This is a genomic window from Undibacterium sp. Ji50W (assembly GCF_049340445.1).
GTDB lineage: Bacteria > Pseudomonadota > Gammaproteobacteria > Burkholderiales > Burkholderiaceae_D > Undibacterium.
This window is the reverse complement of sequence record NZ_JBMPOX010000001.1, coordinates 1,052,697-1,069,741: the sequence shown is the minus strand read 5'-3', so window position 1 is coordinate 1,069,741 and position 17,045 is coordinate 1,052,697. Positions and strand designations below refer to the sequence as shown.

Sequence of the window (17,045 nt, the reverse complement as noted above, 5' to 3'; positions counted from 1 at the left end):
TAGCCGGTTGATGACAGGAACTCATTTCAGATAGCAATATTGAGAGTGTTGAAAGAAATTTATACCCAATGAAATTACATATCGAGCAGTTCACTTTAGCCCATTTTCGTCGTCATGCCTTGTCTCTGGCCGCATTTGCACTCTGCACTGGAAACGCACTCGCGATTGAACCCTTTACCGTCAAGGACATACGGGTAGAAGGATTGCAACGGACGGAGGCCGGTACTGTATTCAGCTATTTGCCTGTCAAGGTCGGCGAGGTATTTGATGACGCTAAAAGTACGACTGCGATCAAATCCCTGTATGCCACGGGTTTCTTCAAGGATGTTCAGATAGAAGTACAGGATGGGATTCTGGTTGTTTTGCTGGAAGAGCGTCCTACCATCGCCGGTGTGGAATTTACCGGCACCAAGGAATTTGAGAAAGATGCACTGGTCAAGGCGCTGAAAGATATCGGTGTCGGCGAATCACGCATCTTCGATAAGGCAACGGTTGACCGTGCCGAGCAGGAATTAAAGCGCCAATACCTGTCCAAGGGCTTGTATGGCATGCAAATCACCACCACCATCACGCCGATAGAACGTAACCGTGTGAACGTGACGTTTGCGGTGGATGAAGGCGATGTGGCAAAAATTGCCCAGATCAATATCATCGGTAACAAGGCTTTTTCGGATGGCGAGTTGCGCGAATTGATGGCCTTGTCCACCCCAGGCTGGTTTAGCTGGTACACCAAGGCTGATCAGTATTCGAAACAGAAGCTGTCGGGTGATATCGAGACCTTGCGCTCGTTTTATCAAAACCGTGGCTATCTGGAGATGCAAATCCTGTCTACCCAGATTTCCATCACCCCGGACAAGAAAGACATCTACATCACCATCAACCTTGATGAAGGCGACAAGTACACTGTTTCCGATATCAAGCTTGAAGGCGACACCATGGGGCGTGAAGAAGAGCTCGCTTCCCTGTTACTGTTGAAAAAAGGCAATATTTACAATGCAGCCCGCCTGACCGAGAGTACCAAGCGTATTTCCGAGCGTATGGGTAACTTTGGTTATGCATTTGCTAACGTTAATGCCAATCCTATCCTCGACAAAGAAAAGAAAGAGGTCGCATTCACGATCTTTGTTGATCCGGGCAAGCGCGTCTATGTGCGTCGTATCAACCTGGCCGGTAATACCCGTACGCGTGATGAGGTCATCCGCCGCGAATTCCGTCAGTTTGAAAGTTCCTGGTACGATGGCGAAAAAATCAAGACTTCCCGTGATCGCGTAGAGCGTCTGGGTTACTTCAAGGATGTGACGATAGAAACACCTGAAGTACCTACCAGCGTTGATCAGGTGGACGTGAATCTGTCCGTCACCGAAAAACCGACGGGTAATCTTTTGTTTGGTGCCGGTTACTCCAGTGCTGAAAGACTGACGTTGACTGGTTCCATCCAGCAAGCCAATGCCTTTGGTAGTGGTGATACGATAGGCCTGGATGTCAATACCAGCAGCCAGAACCGTACCGTTGCAGTTTCTCACACAGATCCGTATTTTACCGACGACGGTGTCAGCCGCAATATTGAAGCTTACGTCCGTACCACGCGTCCTATTATCGGTAGTATTGGCGATTATAAAATCCAGACCACCGGTGGTGCCTTGCGTTTTGGTGTACCGTTCTCTGAAGTCGATACCGTTTTCTTTGGCCTGGGTTTTGAACGTACCAAGGTACAAACCTTTTTGGGCGGTAGCCCGTATCGTTACCTGAAATATGTTGCCGACTATGGCAATGGTTCCAAAGATACTGGTAGCGTGGACTATGGCGTGGGTGAAGCCATAACCACGTCCTTCCCGCTGACTGCCGCATGGCAAAGGGATAGCCGCGATAGCGTATTGACGCCGACTATCGGTCGTTATCAGCGTGCCAATCTCGAATTATCAGCAATAGGTAGCTTCAAATATTATCGTACGATCTATAATGCACAATTGTTCCAGCCGGTTTATCGTTCCGTCGTGCTGGCTTTGAACGGTGAATTTGACTATGGTCACGGTTTGGGTGGCAAGCCTTATCCTTTGTTTAAAAACTTCTATGCTGGTGGTATCGGTTCGGTCCGTGGCTATGAACCTTCTACCCTGGGTACCAAGGATCCGAATGGCGATGCACTGGGTGGTGCAACGAGGTTGCTGGGTAATGTAGAATTACAGATTCCATTCCCTGGTGCGGATAAATCCCTGCGCTGGTTTACCTTTGTTGATGGCGGTAACGTCTTTGATGAGGGACAAAAAGTCCGTGCGAAGGATTTGCGCTTTTCTGCAGGTATAGGTATAAGCTGGATATCGCCGGTTGGTCCATTGAAACTGAGCTTTGGTAAAGCACTGAATGCCAAAGAAGATGACAAGAAACAGTCATTCCAGTTCCAGATGGGTACCGGGTTCTGATAAAGGCGTTACCATATTTGTTTTAGTACGTGTTACGGAGATTATTTTGAGTCAACATATTACCCCGGCCCAATTGCTACAGCGCATGTTGCTTGGTGCGGCTTGCGTTCTCAGCATGGCCCAGGCGCAGGCACAGGATTCCAGAATTGCCATCTTTGATTCTCAAAGGGTGATACGCGAATCGGTGCCGGCGAAAGCAGCCGAAGCCAAGCTGAAAGTTGAATTCTCCAAGCGACGTGAAGAATTGGAAGGCCTCGCCAAGAGAATCAAGGCTATGGCAGAGAAGCTGGACAAGGATGCACCGGTCTTGTCCGAAACCGACCGTATCAAGCGTCAGCGCGAAATCACTGAGCTGGATCAGGACTTCAATCGCAAACAGCGTATTTACAATGAAGACTTGAACCAGCGTCAGAATGAAGAAATCGCTTCGCTGGTGGAACGTGCCCAAAGAGCCATCAAGCAAATCGCCGAAGCCGAGAAGATTGATGTCGTTCTGCAAGACGTGGTGTACTCCAACCCGCGTATTGATATTACAGATAAAGTTCTGAAAGCACTTTCCAAATAATTCCTATGACCACGAGCATTCGGCTGGGTGAATTGGTCGATCGCTTCGGTGGTCAATTGATCGGTTCACCGGATATATCTGTTGCTGCGATTGCACCTTTAAGCGAGGCCGGTGAGCAGCACATCACCTTCCTGTCCAACCCCAAATTGTGTCACCAGGCTGCGGCTACCAAGGCGGCGGCATTGATAGTGACACAGGCTGATTTCGATCAGTTGGGGACGGAATACCAGGGGGCGTGCCTGATTGTCCCTAACCCCTATGTCTATTTCGCCCGCGCAGCCCAGTATTTTGCGGCTTTGAACGCGATACCGGCAGTCACCGGCATACATCCGGCCGCCTGGGTCAGCCCGCAAGCGATCGTGGCGGCGACGGCCAGCATCGGCCCGAATGTCAGCATTGATGCCGAAGCAGTCATCGGTGAGCATGTGGTGATCAAGGCGGGCGCTGTGATCGGACGTGGTGTCAGCATCGGCGAGCATAGCCTGGTCCATGCCAATGCCAGCATTTACGATTATTGTGTGATCGGCCAGCGCTGCATCATTCATTCCGGTGCGGTGATCGGGGCGGACGGTTTTGGTTTTGCCAATGAAAAAGGGCAATGGATCAAGATTCCGCAAACCGGCAGGGTACTGATAGGTGATGATGTGGAAATCGGCGCCAATACCAGCATAGACCGCGGCGCGCTGGCTGATACCATCATCGAAGAAGGTGTCAAGCTCGATAACCAGATACAGATAGGCCACAACTGCCATATCGGTGCACATACAGCCATGGCAGGCTGTGTCGGCGTGGCTGGCAGCGCCAAGATAGGTAAATACTGTACGTTTGGCGGTGCTGCCATGGTGCTGGGGCATCTGACCATCGTCGACAATGTGCATATTTCTTCTGCCAGCATGGTATCCCGTTCGATACTGGAAGCCGGGCAATATACCGGTTTCTATCCGCTTGCCAAGAATGCCGAGTGGGAAAAAACGGCGGCCATCGTGCGCAATTTATCGGGTATGCGCGAAAAAATGCGCTACCTGGAAAAAACAATGAAAACACTGACTGAAAAAGATCATGAATAGCCTGGACATCAATCAAATCAAAGAATACCTGCCACATCGTTATCCCATGTTATTGGTTGATCGCGTACTGAGCTGGGAAAATGGCAAGACCATCACCGCCATCAAAAATGTCACGGCAAATGAAGAGTTTTTTAATGGACACTTCCCGAACAAGCCTGTCATGCCAGGCGTATTGATGATAGAGGCCATGGCGCAGACTGCGGCCATACTCTCATTTTTAACCATGGGTCAGAAACCGGATGAAAATACCATCGTGTATTTCCTCGGTATTGATGGCGCACGCTTCAAGCGCCCGGTAGAGCCTGGCGACCAGTTGAAGATGGAAGTGGAGATCATCAAGGTCACCCGTGGCATCTGGAAATACAAGGCCAAAGCGACGGTGGATGGGCAATTGGCGGTAGAAGGCGAATTGATGTGCACCATGCGTACGAAAGACGAAGCCTAGGAGGAAACATGCGTATCCATCCAACAGCACTGATTGATCCTCTGGCCAGACTCGACAGTACGGTAGAGGTGGGTGCCTATTCCATTATCGGCCCGCATGTCACGATTGCGGCTGATACCAAAGTTGGTCCGCATGTGGTCATCGAAGGGCATACGACCATAGGCCGCAACAATACTTTTTACCAGTTTTCATCGATAGGCGCTGCACCGCAAGACAAGAAATATGCGGGTGAGCCTACGCGCCTGGAAATTGGTGACAATAACGTCATTCGCGAGTTTTGCACCTTCAACCTGGGCACGGTACAGGACAGTGGCGTTACCCGTCTGGGAAATGACAACTGGATCATGGCCTATGTGCATCTGGCCCATGACTGCCAGGTCGGCAACAACGTCATTTTCGCCAATAATGCGGCGCTGGCTGGCCATGTACACGTTGGTGACTGGGTGATACTTGGTGGCTTTACCAATGTCCACCAGTTCTGCAAGATAGGCCCGCATGCGATGTGCGGCATGGGCACGTCCCTGTTGCAGGACGTTCCACCGTTTGTCATGCTGAACGGCAATCCGGCAGCGGCCCACGGCATCAATGTTGAAGGACTTAAGCGCCGTGGCTTTAGTCGTGAACAGATTTCTGCCATACGTCAGTCTTACAAGCTGATCTACAAGTCCGGCCTGACGCTGGAAGAGGCCAAGGCAGCGCTGGATGAGCAGGTGACAGAACTGGAAGCGGATGTTGCTCTGCATGTGCAGTCCATGCGCCATTTCCTTGATGCCGCGACACGCGGCATAGTGCGTTAAGCCTGATTGTGACAAATCTTCCTGATCGACCAGGCCATCCTAGCCTTCCAAGCCATCCCATCATTGCCATGGTGGCCGGAGAAACCTCCGGCGACATGCTGGCCAACCGCCTCTTGTCGGGCTTGCGCCCAGCCTTGCCGGATGCCCATATGCATGGCATCGGTGGCCCACGCATGGCCGAACACGGTTTCGTCAATGACTGGCCGATGGATAAACTGTCCGTGCGCGGTCTGTTTGAGGTGCTGGCGCATTACCGTGAAATTAGCGGCATACGCAAGCAATTGCGTGAACAACTATTGCAGGAAAAGCCGGATGTCTTCATCGGTGTCGATGCGCCTGACTTTAACCTGGATCTGGAAATCCAGTTAAAACGCGCCGGTATTCCCACCATGCACTACATCAGTCCATCGATCTGGGCATGGCGTGGCGGTCGTATCAAAAAAATTGCCGAAGCCGTATCCCACATGCTGGTGGTGTTTCCGTTTGAAGAAGAGATATACCGCAAGGCCGGCATACCGGTGACCTATGTCGGCCATCCGCTGGCGCAGGTCATTCCCATGGAAACGGATACGGCTGCCGCCAGGGATGAACTGGGTCTGGACAAGAATGCCAGGGTAGTCACCATTTTGCCGGGCAGCCGCATGTCCGAGATCAAATACAATACGGAAGCCTTTATCCGGACTGCCAAGATTCTGTGTGAGCGCGACCCGCATCTGCAGATCGTGGTGCCGATGGCAGGTGAAAAACAACGCAGCTATTACATCAAGCTGGTGGTTGATGCCAAGCTCGATCATGTACCAGTGTTGCTGATTGATGGCCGCTCGCACACTGCCATTGCGGCGGCAGATGCCGTGCTGGTGGCTTCAGGCACCGCATCACTGGAAGTGGCTTTGTTCAAGAAGCCGATGGTGATTGCCTACAAGATGATGGAAGCTTCGTGGCAGATTTTGCGGCATATGGGTTACCAGCCCTGGATAGGCTTGCCGAATATCCTGGCGCGTGAGTTTCTGGTCCCGGAATTTTTGCAATCTGCCGCCAGGCCGGATGCGATGGCCGATGCACTGTGGCAGCAGTTAAGCGACAGCGCCTTGCAGCAACGCCTGAAGCTGCGCTTCGTCGACATGCATCATTCCCTGTTGCGCGATACCGCCAACGTCTCGGCGCAAGCCGTATTACAATTGATTTCTGCATCCTGAGGCAATTTTCCCAGGCATTTGCTGATAGGGCCACAGGCCAGTTTTCCTTTAAGAGTAGCAAGCATGTACGTTGATTCCCATTGTCATATCAATTTCCCCGAGCTGGCCGTGCGCATGCCGGAAATCCTCGGCAAGATGCAGGAAAACGGCGTCACCCATGCACTGTGTGTGTCGGTTGATTTGCCGGATTTCCCGCAGGTATTGGCATTGGCTGAGCAATACCCGCATATCTATGCATCGGTCGGCGTGCATCCTGATTATGAAGAGACTGAAGAGCCGACCGCTGAACAACTGGTCAGATTGGCGCAGCATGACAAAATCATCGCCATCGGTGAAACCGGCCTGGATTATTTCCGGCTGAAGGGGGATTTGGAATGGCAGCGTGAACGTTTCAGGCAGCATATCCGCGCTTCACGCATGTGCCGCAAGCCTTTGATCATTCACACCAGGGCTGCCGCAGAAGACACCATACGCATCCTGCAGGAAGAGGGCGCTGGCGTGGCGCAGGGTGGCGTTGCCGGGGTCATGCACTGTTTCACTGAATCGCTGGATGTGGCATTGGCAGCGGTGGAATTGGGGTTTTACATTTCTTTTTCAGGCATACTGACCTTCAAGAGCGCCAAGGATTTGCAGGCCGTAGCCAAAGCCTTGCCGCTGGAACGCATACTGATAGAAACCGATTCCCCCTATCTGGCACCGGCGCCACATCGCGGTAAAATGAATGAACCTGGCTTTGTACGTCATGTTGGTGAATTCCTGGCGGATTTGAAGGGAGTATCCGTGCTTGATGTACAAAAAGCCACAACAGAGAATTTCTTTCAACTGTTTCAGTTCGCGCACTGATTTTCCATGACTGCTCATCTGCTGATCCATCGTTTGCTTGCCCGCCTCCCACGTCAGTTGGCTGCTGTGTTGAGCTTGCTGGCGCTGTCATTAGTTATGTCGGCACCGGCGCGGGCGGATGCCTATGATGATTTCGTCTTTGCAGTGCGCTTTGATCAGGTCAATACGGTCAGGGAGTTTTTGCAAAAAGGGATGGATGTCAATTCTGTCGAATCCACCCGTGGTGAAAGCGTGCTGATGATCACCTTGCGCGAAAAATCCATGAAGGTTTTCCCGGTGCTGCTGGCACATCCAGACCTCAAGCTGGAAGCGCGGGCGATGAATGGTGATACGGTACTGATGCTGGCCTGCTATCTGGGTAATCTGCAGGCGGTCAAAGCCTTGATAGAGCGCGGTGCAGAAATCAATCAGCCGGGCTGGACTGCCTTGCACTATGCGGCGGTCAACGGCAACAAGGAAATCATTGCCTTGCTGCTTGAGCATTCTGCCTACATCGATACGGAATCACCGAACAAAACCACGCCTTTGATGATGGCGGCCCGTTCCGGCAAAATGGGCGCTGTTGCGCTGCTGCTGGATGAAGGTGCCGATCCTTCACTGAAAAACGACCTGGGCCTGACTGCGCTGGATTTTGCCAATGAAGTGGAACAAAGAGAAATCGCCGCCTTTCTGAAAGAAAGAATGCAGGCCACTAAAAAATAAGGTTTTTTGCACTGCAATATCTTGCCTGCCAAATAGACTCTATGTTAAAGTTCGCGCATCTCATTTTCGGAGCACGATCTGTGGACAGTTATAGTTGTCGATCTTCATTCAACTTGGCAATGTAAGCACGGATTTTCTCTTGCTACCTTGCCATTCTGGCGGGTAGTGGTCTCTCTCAGCTCCTGAGCTGTTCCTTCTACTTACCCAATTTATTAATGTACGCGTGACTTCAGCAATGTCACTGGTTTCTTGCGGACCCAGTAAGTGCATTTTGTGCTTGTCGTTGTCACGTAACTTATCTTTGTTCATGCCTGGCGTGCATGTGACAGGAGGAGTGGTATGTTTTGCTTTTTTATCGTAAGTGGCGACAGGAGCGTTCATGTTTGAATTGTTCCGTTATCAGCACCGTGAAACCGTCAGCGAAAGCAAGGGCCCCAATCGCTGGGACTGGGCCTTGTTGCCGCTGGTTCTGGCCCTTTTAGGTATTTTTGCTTTTGCGGCAATGCAAATGAGCCGTCCCTTTGCCGTCGGCGAAGCTTTGCAGATTTATCTGGACCCGGCTTATCTGCCTTATTATTTATTGCGCACTATCTTGCGCATGTTTACGGCCCTGGCTTTTTCCCTGTTGTTCAGCCTGGTATTTGCGGCAATTGCAGCAAAATATGCTGCGGCTGAAAAAGTCATGATACCGGCGCTGGATATTTTGCAGTCGGTACCGATACTCGGGTTCCAGGCGATTGCGATCGCTCCTTTTATTGCCCTGTTTCCTGGTAATTTGCTGGGCGTGGAATGTGCAGCAATTTTTGCGATTTTTACTTCACAAGCCTGGAATATGGCATTTAGCCTGTACCAGTCGATACGCAATGTACCTCCTGAATTACAGGAAGCGGCCATGATCTTCCGCTTGTCTGGCTGGCAGCGCTTCTGGCGCCTGGAATTGCCGTTTGCCATGCCTGGTCTGTTGTGGAACATGATGATGTCCATGTCTGGTGGCTGGTTTTTCCTGGTGGCGGCAGAGGCGATTTCAGTCGCGGGCCAGGATATCAAGCTACCGGGCATAGGTTCTTATATCGCAGTAGCGATTGAAGCCAGAAACGGCACCGCCATCGCTTGGGCAATTGCTTCCATGCTGATAGGCATCTTGCTGTATGACCAATTGTTTTTCCGCCCCTTGCTGGCCTGGGCAGACAAGTTTCGCTTTGAAGAATCGCAGGGAGATACAGCACAACAATCCTGGTTGTTGGACTGGATGCGCAACAGTTTCTGGTTCCGCGAATGGGCCGCAAGATTCCAGGTTTTCCTGGGGCGTGGCCTGGCGTGGTTCAGTGTCAGTCAAGATGGCACTTCCGAACAGGTACGCAAGCGGGTCTTGCATCCTGCCTGGTTCAAGGCATGGGATGTCTTCCTGATTCTCATCTCGATGTTTGCGGTGTACAGCCTGTTAAGCTTCATCCACAGTAATGTGGGTTGGGCAGAGGTGTTGCACGTCATGGGCTTGGGCATGATCACCCTGGTGCGTGTCATGTTGCTGATTGCGCTGGCATCACTGGTCTGGGTGCCGATTGCGGTATGGATAGGTTTGCGTCCCCAGTACTCGCAAAAAGTGCAGGCCATGGCACAGTTTCTGGCGGCTTTCCCCGTTAATCTGATGTTTCCGCTGGTGGTATTTGCCATGGTGACCTTTCACCTGACACCGAATATCTGGCTCAGCCCATTAATGGTGTTTGGTACACAATGGTACATCCTGTTCAATGTGGTGGCGGGGGCGGCAATCATACCGAATGAGCTGCGTCTGGCGGCTGACAACCTGGGTTTAAAAGGTTGGCTGAAATGGAAGCGGGTCTATTTGCCCGCCATTTTCCCCAGCTATATCACCGGGGCAATTACCGCCAGCGGCGGCTCATGGAATGCCAGTATCGTGGCTGAATATGTGACTTGGGGTAAAACCACGCTGGTTGCTGATGGCCTGGGTAGCTATATCAAGCAAATGACGGAAACCGGTGACTTTCACCGTATCGCCCTGGGCATCGGGGTGATGAGTGTATTCGTCATGTTATTGAATCGTTTTTTCTGGCGCAAACTGTATTTGCTGGCAGAAGATCATCTACGTTAAGCCCTGCGCTGAGGAATTCAAGATGAATCAAAATTTATTACTGGACCTGAACCAGGTCGCCAAATCATTCAAGGCTGCGGATGGTAAATCCCGCCTGATCCTCGACAAGGTTGATTTTCAATTGAAGGACGGCGAGATCGTTGCTTTGCTGGGTAAATCCGGCTCTGGCAAATCGACTTTGCTGCGTATCATGGCAGGCCTGATTTCGGCAGATGCCGGTAAGGTGGCTTACCGTGACAAATCCATTTTTGGACCAGTGGCCGGCATTGCCATGGTGTTTCAGTCGTTTGCCCTGTTCCCCTGGCTTACTGTGCAGCAAAATGTGGAACTGGGGCTGGAAGCCCAGGGTGTCCCGGCTGCAGAACGTGAGGCCAGAGCCGATGCCGTGCTGGAATTGATCGGCCTGGCAGGCTTTGGCGGCGCCTTGCCGCGTGAATTGTCGGGCGGCATGAAACAGCGTGTTGGTATTGCACGGGCATTGGTGACCAACCCCGATGTATTGCTGATGGATGAAGCCTTTTCTGCACTCGATGTACTGACCGGTGAAACCCTGCGCAATGACATGCTGGAATTGTGGGAAGAAGACCGTATTTCCACCAAGGGTATCCTCATCGTGTCGCACAATATCGAAGAGGCAGTGATGATGGCGGACCGCATCATCATCCTGTCCAGTGACCCTGGTACAGTGCGTTGTGAAATCAAGATTGATTTACCAAGGCCGCGTGATGTGGATTCGGTCGAAGTCAGGGCGCTGATCGATGAAGTGTATGGCTTGATGACCATGCGTGCCACCCATGAAGCCACCGCCGAAGCATCGCATGCGCGGCATCTGGGCTACCGTCTGCCGGAAACCGATGTCAGCCGTATTGAAGGGGTGCTGGACTTGTTGGCCGAGGCACCATTCAATGGTCGCGCCGACTTGCCGCAACTGGGTGAAGAAGCCGAACTGTCGGATGAAGAATTATTCCCCACCTATGAAGCACTGAGTCTGCTGGGTTTTGCCATCCTGGAAAAAGGCGATATCATGCTGACGCCTTTGGGCAAGAAATATGCAGAAGTCGATCAGGCGCAAAAGCAGGAATTATTTGGTCAGCAGTTGTTGACCCATGTGCCACTGGCAGCCCATATACGGCGCAATCTGGAAAGCGAAGCCAGTGGCAGCTTGTCTGAACAACCGCTGATTGATTTGCTGGAAGAATTCCTCAAAGCCGATGAAGCAAAAAGGGTCCTGGAAGTCGCCATTGAATGGGGACGTTATGGCGAAGTCTATGAATATGATTATCATACTGGCCGTCTGACCTTGCCGGAAACGAATGACGAGTAAGCTCGCTCTTTAAGTAGCTTAACAAAATGTAGCTTAACAAAAATCCCTGCTACCCACTGCCAATTGTCCCAGCAGATGTGACATGTCGACCAGACGTTTGGCGATCAGGTGGCGGACTTCGGCTTCGCATTGCCAGATGCCATACACGCCCAGCAATTGGGCGTTCAAGACTTCGCGTCTTTGTTTTTCCACCAGTGAAGGCCAGATGATCACATTCACTGGCCCGGTTTCATCTTCTATCGTGATGAACAGTACGCCCTTGGCCGTACCGGGACGCTGCCTGACTGTCACCAAGCCGCAACCACGGGCAAATTGCCCTTGCTGGAAGGTATTGAGCATGTCTGCCGGCAAGAAACGCTTTTCCAGTAACTGCGGGCGCAACAGGGCGACAGGATGGCGTTGCAGGCTCAGGCCCATGGCATGGTAGTCGCTGCGAATTTCCTGTGCCTCCGTCGGTGCTTTCAGTACAGGTGTCTGTTCCTGTATGCTGGTCGGGCGTAGCAAATCCCGGTCTGGCAGCGCACCGATGGCTTCCCACAAGGCCTGGCGTCGATGGCCGCTCAGGGACAGCAAGGCATTGCCAGCCGCCAGTACCTGCAGGTCATGGCGATTTAGTCCGGCCCGTCTGGCAAGATCCTGTACATCGGTAAAAGCCTGCTCGTTACGGGCTTGCTGTATGCGCAGGGCCGTGCTTTCAGACATGCCCTGCAACATGGATAGCCCCAGGCGAACGACAGGTTGTAGTGTGCTGGTGTAACGATTGTTGGTCATTTCTTCCAGCGAAGAGTCCCAGTTGCTATGCATCACATCGGCTGCCTTGACTTTGACATCGTGGCGACGGGCATCTTGCACCAGTTGTAAAGGGGAATAAAAGCCCATGGGTTGTGAGTTCAATAGCGAACACAGGAAGATGGCTGGTTCATGGCATTTGATCCAGCTGCTGATATAGGCCAATATGGCAAAGCTGGAGGAGTGGCTTTCAGGAAAACCATATTCGCCAAAACCTTTCATCTGTTCAAAAATCGCTTCGGCAAAGGCTTTGTCATACTTGTTTTTGACCATGGTGTTGACGATTCTGTCGTGATAGCCTTCCAGTCCACCTTTGCGTTTCCATGCCGCCATGGCACGTCGCAGGCCATCGGCTTCGCCAGCAGTAAAATCGGCGGCCAGCATGGCAATCTGCATGACCTGTTCCTGAAAAATCGGTACCCCCAGAGTCCTGCTCAGGGCGGCACGCATGGCCGGGTCTTTGTGTTCTTCTATGGCTTCCTTGCCCTGGCGACGGCGCAGATAAGGATGGACCATGCCCCCCTGTATCGGCCCGGGCCGTACTATCGCCACCTGCACCACCAGGTCATAAAACTGGCGTGGGCGCAAGCGCGGCAGCATGCTCATCTGCGCCCGCGATTCAATCTGAAATACACCGACGGTATCGGCTTTGCAGATCATGTCATAGGTGACAGAGTCTTCCCGGGGAATGTCTTGCATGCTGCTTGGCTTACCAGGAAAATTGCCCATCATATCCAGTGCCCGCTTCAGGGCTGACAGCATGCCCAGCGCCAGCACATCCACCTTCATCAGCCCCAGCGATTCCAGGTCATCCTTGTCCCACTGGATGACACTGCGGTTTTCCATGGCGGCGTTTTCTATCGGGACCAGGCGCGACAGTTTGCCCCGGGTAATCACAAAACCACCGCTGTGCTGTGACAGGTGGCGCGGAAAGCCCAATAACTGCGTCGCCAGCGTGGCCCATTGCTGCGCCAGCACGGACTGGATATCCAGCCCGCATTCGGCAAAGCGGTTCAATAATTCCTGCTTGCTGTCAAACCAGCGGTGTGACTTGGCCACTGCATCCACAATGGCCAGATCCACCCCCAGGGCTTTGCCTACTTCGCGCAGGGCACCGCGTGGCCGGTAGGTATGTACCGCCGCTGCCAGTGCGGCGCGGTTTTTGCCATACTTGTTGTACACGTATTGCATGACTTCTTCGCGGCGCTGGTGTTCGAAATCGACATCAATATCCGGTGGTTCATTTCTTTCTTTGGATATAAAACGACCAAACAGCAGGGTATGTGTTTCTGGATTGACTTCGGTGATGTGCAGGCAATAGCAGACCACAGAGTTGGCGGCTGATCCGCGCCCCTGACAAAGGATTTTGTTACTTCTGGCGAAATTCACGATGTCATACACGGTCAGGAAGTAAGCTTCATACGCCAGGTCATTGATCAGGTGTAATTCGGTTTCAATCTGGTCTGCCAGCCCTGATGGCAAGCCTCGCGGATAACGCAGTTGCGCGCCTTTATATACTTCCACGCGCAGATAGGTGGCAGGCGTATGCCCTTTGGGAATCAATTCATCCGGATATTCATAGCGTAATTCGCTCAGGGAGAAATGGCAGGCATTGGCAATGTGGATGGTTTCGGCCAGCGCCTGTCGCGGGTAGATATTGGCCAGCCGCAAGCGTGACCGTAAATGTTGTTCTGCATTCAGCGCCAGGGTGTAGCCACACTCCGCCACTGGCTTGCCTATGCGTATGGCCGTCATGGTGTCTTGCAAGGGCTTGCGTGAACGCACATGCATGCAGACCTGACCAATTGCCACCACGGGCAGCTTCAGTTGATCGGCGGCCAGGTATACCTGTTCCTGCTGGTAGGAATCGGCCATTTGCGTCAGCAGATTCAAGCCTATCCAGGCCCGTCCGGGAAAAGTGTGCGCCAGCCAGTTGGCCTGGTTGGCCAGGATAGTGGGTTCAGCCGGATAGGCAGGTACCAGGATCAGCAGGCAATCCGGCAGCGATGTCAGATGACGCAGTGCTTCGAGTGGCGCTGAAAAATCCTTCCTGGTCAGCAGATAATTGCCTTTGCTGCTGCGTCCACGTGCCAGCGTGATCAATTCGCATAAATTGCCATAGCCTTCACGGTTTTGCGCCAGGGCGATCAGATGCAGCCCGGTTTTTGCGGCCTGTGTTTCATTCGCTGCCCCTGCGTTTGCTTCCTCACTGAGTATGAAATGGCTGCCTATGAGCAGGGGAAAACCACTTTTCTTTGCTTCGGTATGCGCCCGTGCCACACCGGCCAGCGAGCATTCATCGGTAATGGCCAGTGCCTGGTAATCCAGGCTGATGGCACGCGCCACCAGTTCTTCGCCATGTGATGCACCCTGCAAGAAGCTGAAATTGGTCATGCAGAATAATTCGGCATAGGCGGGGAGTAAGCTGCTGGTCGCCATAATGGTCGCCATAAGGGTCACCCAAATACGCCATGTAAAAACCAGACGGCATGGTCACTGTCCGGGTCCATGGCGCGTTCACGATAAATCCAGTAACGCACGGCTTTGGCATCTATGGCGACAAAATAATCGCGTGCCTGTATCTGCTCATGCCACCAGCCAGCTTCTATCCGTTCTGCCGGTGAAATCAGTGTCAGTTCGGATTTGTAATAAGGATGGTGATTGCGGATTTCCAGTGCTAATGCTTTGGGCAGCAGCCAGTCGGGACGTAAATTGGCTGCCGCGTTGGTAACCGCGCTCGCAGCCGGGCCGGTATGGGCTAGAGCAGTTTTTTTTGTTACCGGTTGCATGACCGACACCCAGGCATTGGCCACATCCGGTCTGTGGTCGGCTTGCGGCTGGGCTTTCAATACAGCGTTTTCACCCAGGCGCGCAACCAGTAATTCCAGCAGGCGTTGATGATCTTCTGCCTTGCCCCCGGGTTCGGGAAACAGGGTTTCGCTCTGCAACTCGCGTGGGCTAGTCTGTTTGACTTCCAGCACGATGGCGATGACGGCGCTGTGCAGTTTCAACTGTGTCAGTCTTTCCTTGAACAGACTGAGTAAATGCGATTCCTGCCAACAGGCTTGCCCCAGTTTCAGATCAAACAGGGTAGGGGGCATGGCCTGGCGACCCCGTTCATGCAATAACTCCAGATGGATATGACTGACCGCCAGGTGCTGCACCGTCAGCCAGCCCAGCAACTGGGTCAGCAGGCTGCGGGCATACATCAGCAGGGCATCGGCCTGCTCGATACGGTCAGGCAATTCCACCTTGGCCTTGAATGCGGGGGGCGCGCTGTGCCATTGATGCAGCTCGATTTGTTCGCCATAGGCTGCATCCAATTCATGCAGGATGGCTTTGCCGCAGCGTCTTTGCAGGCCGGGTCGTGGCAGTTGCCGCAAATCTTGCAGGCTGTGGCAGGCAATGCCCTGCAATAACTCCAGCGAATCTTGTGCCGCTGCCAGCAGGCCAACGGGCAGGCGATCCAGATGCAGGGATAATTTCTTCAAGCCCAGCACATGCTTGCCCACCCGTTTTTTTTGTGCAGCCAGTCTGGCAAAAAGCCATGCCGCCCTGGCCACCGGGGCGATACCCGTGTTTGCCGTCAGGCCCAGGGCTTGCATGGTGGCCTGAATACGCTTGCGCAAGGCACGGATGCCGCCAAACAAGCTGAGGCTGGCGCTGATGTCGATGAGGATGGTATCGTCTTCTGCCAGGGCTACCTGGGGCGAATACTGTAGCAAAGCGGTGGCACTGGCCAGCAAATCCAATTGCTCTTGCTGGATATCACGCTGAAAGCAGCGGATATCAGGCAACAGCATCTGCGCGCCACCCGTGCGCATGCCCGGATAGACGCCAGCCTGGCGCGCCGATTTCGAGACCGCACTGACCCGTCCCTGCTGCAGTACCGCACTGGGCATGGTTTCTTCGACGCCGGGCCAGTGTTTCACAAACACCTCAAGCTGGAGCATGGGCAGGTGTACGGCGAGCCAGAGCGGCGGACGTTGCGCCAGCATGCCTGTCTGTCGTAAGGGTTTCTTTGTTGGTATGGGCATGTGAATACAAATAATGATGGGCTGCTACACGCAGGGTCAGCGGACGATCACGCAAACCACCGCGACGCTTGATCATTGCCAGTTCCAGCCCGCCAGCGATGGGCCGCAGACTCAATCGTAATGGGGCCGGGGATGGCAGTGGGGCCATCTGCAGGCTGCGCATCAGGCAAAAAAAGATATCCGAACTTTGGGCCGCCAGATGCAGGCGGCGCAGTGCTTCACTGCGTATCTGTGATTGCCAGAACAGCAGGGCACCGCAACTGCCATTGCGTAACACCTGTTCGGCGGCCCAGAGTGCATTTGACTGCTTGTTGCAAGTGATCCAGATCAACTGCGAGGTTTGTAAATGGGCGCAGGATAATGCCAGTGCCTGCGGCGTATAAGGTGGCGTCAGTAAGATAATGGGGCGACCCTGCAATTGATTCAGGGCTGGCTTTAATAGCGTCAGTTCAGCAATGCCGGCTGTGGGCAATAGAATTTCTGTCAATTGCCCCAAAGGCCAGCCGCCACCCGGCAATTCAAGACGTAATTCAGGAAAGCCGGTATCCAGATAAGCACCATGGCCACGCGCCAGTTGTGAGGCACGCCACAATGCGGGATGTATACCTTCGGCGACAAGTGGGGAAATACTGGGCATAATAGATTGTACTGTACAAATATACAGTATATGTAATTCTGCCTAAAACTTCAAACACAAACTCGTGGCTGATCTGCGTTTGTTGCAGCTTTATTTCATGCTTGCTGTCT

Annotated in this window: 14 protein-coding genes; 10 read left to right on the top strand and 4 right to left on the bottom strand. The window is 53.0% G+C overall.

Annotation, left to right across the window (positions count from 1 at the left end; genetic code table 11):
• Positions 1-68: 68 nt before the first annotated feature.
• From bamA to ACO0K9_RS04510, 8 genes are all read left to right on the top strand, one after another.
• Positions 69-2,420, top strand: coding sequence for an outer membrane protein assembly factor BamA (bamA, locus tag ACO0K9_RS04545; RefSeq protein ID WP_422982180.1), 2,352 nt, complete (start codon positions 69-71; stop codon positions 2,418-2,420).
• An 85-nt stretch (positions 2,421-2,505) separates the two neighbouring features.
• Entirely contained in the window at positions 2,506-2,985 is a 480-nt protein-coding gene (locus ACO0K9_RS04540) for an OmpH family outer membrane protein (protein WP_422982534.1), read from the top strand.
• A gap of 5 nt (positions 2,986-2,990) precedes the next feature.
• Positions 2,991-4,052, top strand: a complete 1,062-nt coding sequence (gene lpxD, locus ACO0K9_RS04535) for a UDP-3-O-(3-hydroxymyristoyl)glucosamine N-acyltransferase (protein WP_422982178.1) — start codon at positions 2,991-2,993, stop codon at positions 4,050-4,052.
• Entirely contained in the window at positions 4,045-4,497 is a 453-nt protein-coding gene (gene fabZ / locus ACO0K9_RS04530; protein WP_422982176.1) for a 3-hydroxyacyl-ACP dehydratase FabZ, read from the top strand. Before lpxD ends, fabZ begins: the two co-directional genes overlap by 8 nt.
• A gap of 8 nt (positions 4,498-4,505) precedes the next feature.
• Positions 4,506-5,294 carry an acyl-ACP--UDP-N-acetylglucosamine O-acyltransferase gene (gene lpxA, locus ACO0K9_RS04525; protein WP_422982174.1) on the top strand — a complete coding sequence of 263 codons (789 nt, stop codon included), beginning with the start codon at positions 4,506-4,508 and terminating at the stop codon, positions 5,292-5,294.
• Positions 5,295-5,362: 68 nt separating this feature from the next.
• Positions 5,363-6,490 (top strand): lipid-A-disaccharide synthase, encoded by a 1,128-nt coding sequence (gene lpxB, locus ACO0K9_RS04520; RefSeq protein ID WP_422982532.1) that lies wholly within the window; start codon positions 5,363-5,365, stop codon positions 6,488-6,490.
• A 63-nt stretch (positions 6,491-6,553) separates the two neighbouring features.
• Positions 6,554-7,333, top strand: coding sequence for a TatD family hydrolase (locus ACO0K9_RS04515; protein WP_422982172.1), 780 nt, complete (start codon positions 6,554-6,556; stop codon positions 7,331-7,333).
• A 6-nt stretch (positions 7,334-7,339) separates the two neighbouring features.
• Positions 7,340-8,035 (top strand): ankyrin repeat domain-containing protein, encoded by a 696-nt coding sequence (locus ACO0K9_RS04510; RefSeq protein ID WP_422982170.1) that lies wholly within the window; start codon positions 7,340-7,342, stop codon positions 8,033-8,035.
• A 108-nt stretch (positions 8,036-8,143) separates the two neighbouring features.
• On the opposite strand, the gene ACO0K9_RS04505 is transcribed toward ACO0K9_RS04510, so the two are convergent.
• Positions 8,144-8,416, bottom strand: coding sequence for a hypothetical protein (locus tag ACO0K9_RS04505; RefSeq protein ID WP_422982168.1), 273 nt, complete (start codon positions 8,414-8,416; stop codon positions 8,144-8,146).
• On the opposite strand from ACO0K9_RS04505, the gene ACO0K9_RS04500 reads away from it, so the two are divergent.
• Positions 8,415-10,148 carry an ABC transporter permease gene (locus tag ACO0K9_RS04500; RefSeq protein WP_422982166.1) on the top strand — a complete coding sequence of 578 codons (1,734 nt, stop codon included), beginning with the start codon at positions 8,415-8,417 and terminating at the stop codon, positions 10,146-10,148. The two genes, ACO0K9_RS04505 and ACO0K9_RS04500, sit on opposite strands and share 2 nt — an antisense overlap.
• A gap of 22 nt (positions 10,149-10,170) precedes the next feature.
• Positions 10,171-11,472 carry an AAA-associated domain-containing protein gene (locus tag ACO0K9_RS04495; protein ID WP_422982164.1) on the top strand — a complete coding sequence of 434 codons (1,302 nt, stop codon included), beginning with the start codon at positions 10,171-10,173 and terminating at the stop codon, positions 11,470-11,472.
• 33 nt (positions 11,473-11,505) lie between these two features.
• Here ACO0K9_RS04495 and ACO0K9_RS04490 read toward each other — a convergent pair whose 3' ends face one another.
• From ACO0K9_RS04490 to imuA, 3 genes are read right to left on the bottom strand one after another with little or no spacing between them, the layout of a single operon-like run.
• The gene (locus ACO0K9_RS04490) at positions 11,506-14,712 is read right to left on the bottom strand and encodes an error-prone DNA polymerase (protein WP_422982162.1); all 3,207 of its coding nucleotides are present in this window, start codon (positions 14,710-14,712) and stop codon (positions 11,506-11,508) included.
• 5 nt (positions 14,713-14,717) lie between these two features.
• Positions 14,718-16,259: a Y-family DNA polymerase gene (locus ACO0K9_RS04485; RefSeq protein ID WP_422982160.1), complete on the bottom strand. Its 1,542-nt coding sequence runs from the start codon at positions 16,257-16,259 to the stop codon at positions 14,718-14,720.
• Positions 16,201-16,935, bottom strand: coding sequence for a translesion DNA synthesis-associated protein ImuA (imuA, locus tag ACO0K9_RS04480; RefSeq protein ID WP_422982158.1), 735 nt, complete (start codon positions 16,933-16,935; stop codon positions 16,201-16,203). Before imuA ends, ACO0K9_RS04485 begins: the two co-directional genes overlap by 59 nt.
• Positions 16,936-17,045: the final 110 nt, after the last annotated feature.

Coding starts and splice junctions, on each gene's coding strand:
- bamA (WP_422982180.1), top strand. CDS start 69: ATGAAATTACATATCGAGCAGTTCACTTTAGCCCATTTTCGTCGTCAT.
- ACO0K9_RS04510 (WP_422982170.1), top strand. CDS start 7,340: ATGACTGCTCATCTGCTGATCCATCGTTTGCTTGCCCGCCTCCCACGT.
- ACO0K9_RS04490 (WP_422982162.1), bottom strand. CDS start 14,712: ATGGCGACCATTATGGCGACCAGCAGCTTACTCCCCGCCTATGCCGAA.
- lpxA (WP_422982174.1), top strand. CDS start 4,506: ATGCGTATCCATCCAACAGCACTGATTGATCCTCTGGCCAGACTCGAC.
- ACO0K9_RS04505 (WP_422982168.1), bottom strand. CDS start 8,416: ATGAACGCTCCTGTCGCCACTTACGATAAAAAAGCAAAACATACCACT.
- lpxB (WP_422982532.1), top strand. CDS start 5,363: ATGGTGGCCGGAGAAACCTCCGGCGACATGCTGGCCAACCGCCTCTTG.
- ACO0K9_RS04500 (WP_422982166.1), top strand. CDS start 8,415: ATGTTTGAATTGTTCCGTTATCAGCACCGTGAAACCGTCAGCGAAAGC.
- ACO0K9_RS04515 (WP_422982172.1), top strand. CDS start 6,554: ATGTACGTTGATTCCCATTGTCATATCAATTTCCCCGAGCTGGCCGTG.
- lpxD (WP_422982178.1), top strand. CDS start 2,991: ATGACCACGAGCATTCGGCTGGGTGAATTGGTCGATCGCTTCGGTGGT.
- ACO0K9_RS04495 (WP_422982164.1), top strand. CDS start 10,171: ATGAATCAAAATTTATTACTGGACCTGAACCAGGTCGCCAAATCATTC.
- ACO0K9_RS04540 (WP_422982534.1), top strand. CDS start 2,506: ATGTTGCTTGGTGCGGCTTGCGTTCTCAGCATGGCCCAGGCGCAGGCA.
- ACO0K9_RS04485 (WP_422982160.1), bottom strand. CDS start 16,259: ATGCTGGCGCAACGTCCGCCGCTCTGGCTCGCCGTACACCTGCCCATG.
- fabZ (WP_422982176.1), top strand. CDS start 4,045: ATGAATAGCCTGGACATCAATCAAATCAAAGAATACCTGCCACATCGT.
- imuA (WP_422982158.1), bottom strand. CDS start 16,935: ATGCCCAGTATTTCCCCACTTGTCGCCGAAGGTATACATCCCGCATTG.